Annotated in this window: 8 protein-coding genes; 5 read left to right on the top strand and 3 right to left on the bottom strand. The window is 62.5% G+C overall.

Features of this window, described 5'->3' with window-relative positions:
* Window positions 1-441 precede the first annotated feature (441 nt).
* On the bottom strand, window positions 442-1,446 hold the full coding sequence (locus ACIQ17_RS27145) for a 2-dehydropantoate 2-reductase (RefSeq protein ID WP_398472444.1): 1,005 nt from the start codon (window positions 1,444-1,446) through the stop codon (window positions 442-444).
* 132 nt (window positions 1,447-1,578) lie between these two features.
* Here ACIQ17_RS27145 and ACIQ17_RS27140 point away from each other — a divergent pair, with 132 nt between their 5' ends.
* Together ACIQ17_RS27140 and ACIQ17_RS27135 are read left to right on the top strand one after the other, a co-directional pair.
* A complete protein-coding gene (locus ACIQ17_RS27140; RefSeq protein ID WP_398472443.1) occupies window positions 1,579-2,217 on the top strand; it encodes a YidB family protein in 639 nt (212 codons plus the stop codon).
* Between the two features lie 24 nt (window positions 2,218-2,241).
* On the top strand, window positions 2,242-2,511 hold the full coding sequence (locus tag ACIQ17_RS27135) for a GlsB/YeaQ/YmgE family stress response membrane protein (RefSeq protein WP_398472441.1): 270 nt from the start codon (window positions 2,242-2,244) through the stop codon (window positions 2,509-2,511).
* 47 nt (window positions 2,512-2,558) lie between these two features.
* Here ACIQ17_RS27135 and ACIQ17_RS27130 read toward each other — a convergent pair whose 3' ends face one another.
* Complete coding sequence (locus ACIQ17_RS27130) at window positions 2,559-3,353, bottom strand: SDR family NAD(P)-dependent oxidoreductase (RefSeq protein WP_398472440.1); 795 nt, start codon at window positions 3,351-3,353, stop codon at window positions 2,559-2,561.
* 245 nt (window positions 3,354-3,598) lie between these two features.
* Between ACIQ17_RS27130 and ACIQ17_RS27125 the strand changes: the two genes are divergently transcribed.
* From ACIQ17_RS27125 to ACIQ17_RS27115, 3 genes are read left to right on the top strand one after another with little or no spacing between them, the layout of a single operon-like run.
* Entirely contained in the window at window positions 3,599-4,651 is a 1,053-nt protein-coding gene (locus ACIQ17_RS27125; protein WP_398472439.1) for an acyl-CoA dehydrogenase family protein, read from the top strand.
* Between the two features lie 20 nt (window positions 4,652-4,671).
* Entirely contained in the window at window positions 4,672-5,832 is a 1,161-nt protein-coding gene (locus ACIQ17_RS27120; RefSeq protein WP_398472438.1) for an acyl-CoA dehydrogenase family protein, read from the top strand.
* A gap of 25 nt (window positions 5,833-5,857) precedes the next feature.
* Window positions 5,858-6,664, top strand: coding sequence for an enoyl-CoA hydratase/isomerase family protein (locus ACIQ17_RS27115; protein WP_398472436.1), 807 nt, complete (start codon window positions 5,858-5,860; stop codon window positions 6,662-6,664).
* A gap of 223 nt (window positions 6,665-6,887) precedes the next feature.
* Here ACIQ17_RS27115 and ACIQ17_RS27110 read toward each other — a convergent pair.
* Window positions 6,888-8,496: acetate--CoA ligase family protein (locus tag ACIQ17_RS27110; RefSeq protein WP_398472435.1), on the bottom strand; the 1,609-nt coding region annotated here is incomplete at its 5' end.

Genomic DNA, 8,496 nt, shown 5'->3' with positions numbered 1-8,496 from the left:
CGTTCTGCCGATGATTATGTAGGGACTGAACGTTGGCTTCGTTGCAAGATAATCGAACCTTCGTCAAATCACGCGACTATCTATACTAAAGAAGTTGAGAATGACATAGCCTTTGATGCCTCATTGCAATGAGCAGTATTGAACGCATTTCGCGCATCAATGAACTCACTGATTGATACGCATCTACTACCCGATCGTCGCGATCAGCCGCTGCACTACAGATCGCGATCCGATCATAAAGCTTGCGAGTGTAGCTGAACTCAACATCCACACAGTGTCGCGCGTGTCGAATGATGCATGATATTACCGCCAAAGTATGGCTATGCGTGTAGTCGCAGAAACACTCGCCCACCATCGCAACAACGATGGTTGCGCTCGATCTTATTTCTGAATGTGTAGGACACGAAGTAGCGAGGCCCGTTTACTGATAACAGCGCGTAACTACGAACCGCGAATTTGCTGCGGTGACAGTGCTGGCGAACCACGTTTCATGTCCTCGGCGGCCTTCACGACCTCGATCACACGACGGCTCAGCGGTGTCGCGATGCCATATTGATTCGCGAGCTGCACCACGACGCCCTGCAGATGATCGATCTCCGTGGGGCGCCCGCGCTGTAGATCCGCCCACATGGAAGAGCGCGCATTGGCGTCGATTTTCATCACGCTCCGAAGGATAAGTCCGAACAAACTGTCCGGGAGTCGAAGGAGATGAGGAGTCAGCGCGTGCGGCAGTGCATTCGTGGCAACCGGTGAAATGCCCGCAGCACGTAGTACCGCAAGCCCTTCGGTCATCTGATCGGCGAATAACAGTCGCCAGCTGCGGCGCTGCAACTGCGTATGGAGAGGCAGATCGGACAGCGCATTCAATGCGTTGCTGAGATTGACCAGCAGCTTGCCCCACTGCACGCCGATGATGTTCTCGGTCAAACTCACCGGCAGGTTCTGAACGGCCAGCCGCTTACCATTCTCTTTCGCATCGCGTTCAATCACCAGCGCCCCGGACGTGCCACGGTGAACGCTCCCATCGTCGCGGGTGACGACATTGAACGGCACCATCCCGCCCAGCACGCAATGACCGGGCAATGTCTGCTTGAGCGTGGCAACATTGCCAACGCCATTCTGAAGGCTGATAATCACGGCGTCTTCGGCGGAATGCCGGGCGATCAACTCTGCCATCGCAGCGGTATCGCCACTCTTCACCGCGACAACGATCATGTTGGCATCCTTCATGATCGCGGGATCTTGCGAGGGCGCGACTTGCCCCGCGCGCAGGCGCCACTGCCCGCCTTCGAAGCTCGAGAGCTGCAATCCATTCTGCGCGATACCATCGACCACGCGCGGACGCGCCAGCAACGATACATTGCGACCGTCTGCTGCGAGCATGCCACCGACAAAACAGCCGACACTGCCGGCGCCGGCAATGCAGATAGGACGTTGTGCGCTCACGTCACCTCCCGCTCATATGACTTCCGTTCCTAGCAAAATGCCGCAACGCTGCCTACCTGTGGAACCGACGCGACTTGTCCGCGTCATATCGCGCAGCTATCTTTTTATGGGCTGGCTGAACAGGAGACGACGATGGGTTTGCTCGACATTCTGAATGGCATGGCCAACGGTCCACGCGGCCCCAGCGATCCCAACGACAAGAGCGGTGGGATGTCGCCGATGACCATGGCGATCCTCGCGCTGCTTGCCTACAAGGGCTACAAACATATCACCGGTGGTCAGCAACAGCCGGCGCCACAAGGTCACCCGCAGCAGACACCCGCACCCACGCAGGCCAACGCCGATGATGGCGGCGGCCTCGGTGGCCTGCTGGGCGGGCTCCTTGGCGGCAACAGCACGGGCGGCGGAGCAACTGCCGGAGGAGGCCTCGGCGACCTCCTGCGCGGACCGCTCGGCGGCATCCTTGGCGGAGCAGCGGCCGGCAGCGTGCTGAGCGGCGGCCTCGGCGATCTCGTCAAACGATTGCAGGAGAACGGCCATGGCGACGCGGCGGATTCCTGGGTGCAGTCGGGGCCGAACAAGCAGATCGCACCGGGCGATCTCGGCGCCGCACTCGGTGCCGACGATATCGCGCAACTGACGTCACGCACCGGCATGTCGCGCGAGCAGTTGCTGTCCGAGCTCAGCAATGAGCTGCCTGGCGCAGTGGACGAGTTCACGCCGCATGGCCGGTTGCCGACGGACGACGAAGCGTCGTCGCGCTGGGTCTAGTTCAATTACACAGGGGGAATTGCGATGCTTTGGATCATTCTCGTCGGCTTCGTCGCGGGCATTCTCGCCCGTATCATCTCGCCGGGCCCGAACAATCCGTCGGGCTTCATTCTGACTACGGCGCTCGGCATCGCCGGCGCATTCCTGGCGACCTTCATCGGTCAGCAGATCGGCCATTACGGTCCGAACCAGGGTGCCGGCTTCATCACCGCCACCATCGGCGCGCTGGTGGTGCTGTTCATCTGGAACAGGCTGGTCGCGCGTGGATCCATCCCGGATCCCGGCCGACGATAACTCGTGAAAGTGAAAGCCCCGGTCAGCGTCTGACCGGGGCTTTTTTCTTACGCCCTGATCGACTGCAGATGCATGCCCGCATCCATGCGAACAAGCTCGCCGGTCATGTGACCGGACGGCGGCGTGGCCAGGAAGCAGATCAGCTGCGCGATATCTTCGGCCGTCGAGGCCGCCTGCAGCGGGACACGCGCAATCACGGCATCGCGCACTTTCGCCGCCGCTTCCGCGCCGCGGCCCTTGGTGAACCAGGGTGTATCGATATAGCCGGGGCAAACGGTATTGACGCGGATCAGCGGCGCCAGCGCACGCGCCAGCGACAACGTGATCGAATTCAGTGCGCCCTTGCTGGCAGCGTAAGCCACCGATGAGCCCGCGCCGGACAGGCCGGCCATGGACGACACATTCACCACCGCCGCCGCGCGGCCCGAAGCCTTGGCGCTGGCTTCGAGCAATGAGCGCGCCGCACGCACCATCTGATACGGTCCGATGGTGTTGATGCCGTAGATCCACTGAAAATCTTCGGCCGACAGCCCGTCGAGATCGTCATGCGCGACATGTTTGGTGACGCCGGCATTGTTCACCAACGCATCGATGCGGCCCCACTTCGCTGCTGCCGCAACGATCTTCTTGCAGTCCTCGTCCTTGGAGACATCGCCCTGCACCACGACGACTTCTGCTGCGCCCAGCTTGCGGCACTGCTCGGCGGTCGCTTCGGCTTCCTTCGCACTCGATGAATAATTGATCACGAGCCGCGCCCCGTCCTTGGCAAGGATGGCCGCCGTGGCAGCGCCGAGCCCCGACGCCGATCCCGTGATCACCGCACACAAACCATCCTTCGACATCCGCATTCCCTCTGTTTCTGTTCTTCAGATGGAGTGATCTAACACAGCCGCTTCGCGCTGGTATACAACCGCCACCATTCGGCCGCGCGGAATAAGCGCACACCATGCCGCCACCGCAGACCACAATGCAGGTGCGCCGCTTGCATCATGCGGGCTTTTCCGCATCATGCCCCGCAACAACACTGGCAGCACCCCATGCCCGGCATTCCCTGCCGAATGAGATGCGCTATCAGACGGGGAACGCCTTGACCGAGACAGACAATATCGTCGCCGAAACCGCCGAACGCATCTTCGCCGATCTCGCGGACGCACAAACCATCAATAACGACAAGCAAGGCGCCTGGAAGGCTCCGCTGTGGCAGGCGCTGGCCGATTCCGGCTTGCCGCTGTCCTGGGTACCCGAAGAATGCGACGGCTCCGGCACCAGCATGGCCGAGGGTTTCAGCGTGCTCAGCGTCGCCGGCCGCGCCGGCGTCAGCGTTCCGCTTGCCGAAACCATGCTGGCCGGCTGGCTGCTGGCCCAGGGCCGGATCAAGTCCCCCGAAGGCACGATGACCGTGGCGCCGGCCAATACGCGCGACCGGCTCACGCTCAATGCCGACGACACCATCTCCGGCCGTGTGCGCGGCATTCCCTTCGCCAAGGAAGCAAAGCACATCGCCGTTATCGCCGGCGGCTCGATCGCGCTGGTCGATGCCAGCGCCTGCAAGATCGACGCGGGCCTGAGCCTGGCCGGCGATCATTCCGACACCGTGAATTTCGACAAGGTGAAGCCGGTTGCGATCGCGAAAGCGCCGGCCGGCATCGACGAGCAAGCCTTGCTGCTGATGGGCTCGCTGGCGCGCAGCCTGCAGATCGCCGGCGCGCTGGAATCGATGCTCAGCATCAGCGTGCAGTATTCCGGCGAACGCGTTGCCTTCGAGAAGAAGATCTCGAAGTTCCAGGCCGTGCAGCACAATCTCGCAAGACTCGCTGGCGAGACCTCCGCTGCTCTCGCTGCTGCCAGTTCCGCCGCCGATGCCTTCTCGCACGGCGCTGATATCGACGATGCGCTGTTCCTCGAAGCCGCCGCGGCAAAGATCCGCTGCTCGGAGGCCGCCGAGAAAGGCGCTGCCATTGCCCATCAGGTGCATGGCGCCATCGGCTTCACTCAGGAGCACATCCTGCATCGCTACACGCTGCGCGCTCTTGCCTGGCGCGACGATTTCGGCAGCGAGAGCTACTGGGCCGTCGAGCTCGGCAAACTGGTCGCCAAGCGCGGTGCCGATGAGCTGTGGCCGCTGGTCGCATCGCGCTAACGAAGGAAACGAGAACCCAAATGACTGCAGCCCTTCGTTTCGACCCGATCCGCCTGCCCCCCGAATGCGAGCAGCTTCGCAAGGAAGTCCGCGCATTTCTCGCCGAGGAAATCGCCGCCGGCACCTTTGATCCGCACAAGCCCGTGCAGGAAGATGCCGACAACCGCGAATTCTCCCGCCGCGTCGGTGAGAAGGGCTGGCTCGGCATGACCTGGCCGAAAAAGTATGGCGGCCACGAACGCTCGTTCCTCGAGCGCTATGTGGTCACCGAGGAGATGCGCGTCGCCAATGCGCCAGTGCGCCGCTTCTTCGTCGCCGATCGCCAGAGCGGCCCGGTGTTGCTGAAATATGCGCCCGAGCATATCAAGATGGACATCCTGCCACGCATCTGCCGCGGCGAGATCTGCTTCTCCATCGGCATGAGCGAGCCAAATTCCGGCTCGGACCTGTTCGCCGCAAAGACCAAGGCCACCAAAACCGAGGGTGGCTTCCTGATCAATGGCAGCAAGATCTGGACGACCTCGGCGCATATCGCCGACTACATGATCGCGATCTTCCGCACTTCGCCGCCGACCAAGGAAAACCGCCGCCACGGCCTCACCCAGTTCCTCGTGAACATGAAGACCCCGGGTATCAAGGTGAACCCGATCGACCAGATCACCGGCCAGCAGGAATTCAATGAAGTCGTCTTCACCGACGCCTTCATCCCTGACGATCACATGCTCGGCGAAATCGACGGCGCCTGGAAACAGGCCACGTCCGAACTCGCTTACGAGCGTTCCGGCCCGGAGCGTTTCCTCGAGACCTATTACACGCTGACCGAACTGGTCCGTGCCGTGGGTCCGGAGCCGGATACGCGCAGCGCCGAAGGCATCGGCCGCCTGGTGGCACAGCTCCACACCATGCGCCGCATGTCGGTCTCGGTGGCCGGCATGCTGCAGGCCGGCAAGGAGCCGGTGGTGGAAGCCTCCATCGTCAAGGATATCGGCACCGTGTGGGAGCAGCAGCTGCCGCATCGCGTCCGCGACCTCGCTGCTTTCGTCGACGATACCGCATCAAACCATGCCACGCTCGACGAGATGCTCGATTTCGCCATCAAGACGGCGCCGAAACTCACCATCCAGGGCGGCACGACGGAAGTGCTGCGCGGCATCATCGCCCGCGGCCTCGGGCTGCGGTGATCACACTTATTGAATTGAGGACATCATGACCACCTACAAGGACATCGCCGTCGAAACCCGTGGCCACATCGCGATCATCGAGATCCGCAAGCCGCCATTCAACTTCTTCGACATCCTGCTGATCCAGCAGATCGCCAATGCGCTCGACGAGATCGATGCCAATCCGGAGCTGCGCGCCACGGTGCTCTGCGCACAGGGCAAGTCGTTCTGCGCCGGCGCCGATTTCAGCGATCCAAACCGCAAGGAAACCGAAGCGGCCGCCAAGAGCGGCGATCCCGCCGACAATCTCGGCTCCATCGGCCATCTCTATATGGAAGCCGTGCGCATCTTCCGCGCCAAGAAGCCCATCGTCGCTGCCGTGCAGGGCGCAGCCATCGGCGGCGGTCTCGGCCTCGCCGTGTCGGCTGATTTCCGCGTCGCCTGCCCGGAGACGCGCTTCGCCGCCAACTTCACCCGCCTTGGCTTCCACCCGGGCTTTGGCCTCACCGTGTCGCTCACCGAGCTGATCGGCAAGAACAATGCCGAGCTGATGTTCTACACCTCACGCCGCGTCGGCGGCGAGGACGCCCTGAAGATGGGCCTCGCCAATGTGCTGGTGCCGCAGGACCAGGTCCGCGATGCCGCCATCAAACTGGCCGAGGAAATCGCCGAGAATTCGCCGCTCGGCCTGCTCTCGACCCGTGCCACCATGCGCGCCGGTCTCGCCGACCGCGTCGCCAAGGCGACAGAGCATGAACTGGCCGAACAGACCCGCCTGCGCGCCACCGAAGACTTCAAGGAAGGCGTTGCGGCCACCGCCGAGCGTCGCGTGCCGAACTTCAAGGGGCGCTAAGTCCCCGCCGGGTTTGTTCTGCAAACCTCACTACGGAATGGCCGGGTTCGCCCGGCCATTTTTATTTTGCGACAAGACAGCGGTATGCACCCGTTGTCGTCCCGGCGAACGCCGGGACCCATAGCCTCCGAGGTCATGGTTGAAACGATGGCGTCACACTTACCGTGCGCAACTATCTCGACAGCGTGTATGGATCCCGGCATTCGCCGGGATGACATCGAGTCTAATTCTCCCTCACCACCAACGCATCCACGATCGTAACGCCCTCGCCCACCGGATGCACCAGAACCGGATTGAGCTCGATCTCGGCCACATTCTCCTTGAGCTGCGCAGCCAATTGCGAGACCTGCGCTATCAACGCTGATGCAGCCGGTACATCGGCCTCTGCAGCCCCGCGAAATCCGTTCAGCAGCGGCGCGCCCTTCAACGCATTCAGCATCTCGCTCGCCTCCTCCGCACTCACCGGCGCAGGTCGATAGATCACATCCCGGAACAGCTCCGTGGTGATACCACCAAGCCCTACCATCACCATCGGCCCGAATGTCTTGTCGAGCAGAGTGCCGACAATGATCTCGACGCCCTTCCTGGCCATCGGCGAGACCAGCACGCCCTGCAGTGCCGCCTGCGGCCGATGCGTCTGTGCGCTCGCTATCAGCGCGTCATAGGCGGCTGCGGCTTCCTCTCCGGTCGTGATATTGACCTTCACGCCGCCGACCTCGCTCTTGTGCGGAATGTCGCGCGACTGGATCTTCATCACCAGCGGGAAGCCGACCTTTGCGACGGCGTCATCGAGAACCGATTTGTCGGTGACGAGAATCTCATTGGGCAGCGCAACGCCCGCAACCTGCAGCAACGTCTTGCTGTCATGTTCAGACAATGTCGGCGCCGAAAGGTGTTTGACGAGGTCGACCGGCGCCTGCGCCACGTCGGCGATGGACCTGGCCGGCTTGAAACGCGCGTGATCAACGATCCGCCGCATCGCCACGCCCACATGGGTCAGCCCGGACAGAACGACCACACCGGATTCCGCAAGCCCCGTGCGCGCGAAATGCGATGGCAATGTGTAGGACCAGAACACGATGGGCTTCTTCTGCGCCGCGATCACCGGCGCCAGTTCCGGCGTCTTGAACGGCATGCGCGTTTCGCTGGACAGCGAAATCACCACCAGGATCGCATCGACCTCGTCGGACTTGTCGAGCAGTTCGATCGTCTTCTGCAGCCCGCCGCTATGCACCGCCTGCGCGGTGATATCGATGGGATTGCGCGGCGAGCCGTAAGACGGGATCAGTCCGCGGATCGTCGCCTGCACGTCGTTCGACAGCTCCGGCACCTGCAGGCCCTGCGCCGACACGACATCGGCGCCCCAGATCCCCGCGCCGCCCGAGACGGTGACGACAGCCACGCGGTCGCCTTTCGGCAACGGTGAGGTCGTCAAAACCGCCGCGATGCTGACGGCTTCGTCGAGATCATTGGAGACGATGAAGCCATAGCGCGCGAACACCGCGTCATAGGCCGCAGTCCAGCCGGCCATGCTCGCCGTGTGCGACGCCGCCGCACGTTCGCCTGCGCCGGAGCGACCGACCTTGGTGACGATGACCGGTTTGCCGATCTCCGCCGCTTTCCTTGCAGCAGCGAGAAAATGATCGACGTCACGAATGCCCTCGATGAACAGCAGGACCACATCCGTCGCGGGATCCTGCACCATATAGTCGAGGAACGCACCTGCCCCGAGATCGGACTCATTGCCCGTCGAGATCACGGTGCTGAGCGCGATGCCGAGTGCTTTGGCGCGATGATAGATCGCAAAGCCGATGCCGCCGGACTGCGCGACA

It is taken from the genome of Tardiphaga sp. (assembly GCF_044340795.1).
GTDB lineage: Bacteria > Pseudomonadota > Alphaproteobacteria > Rhizobiales > Xanthobacteraceae > Tardiphaga.
Note: the sequence above shows the minus strand (reverse complement) of the source record. Positions and strands in the feature narration are given on the sequence as shown.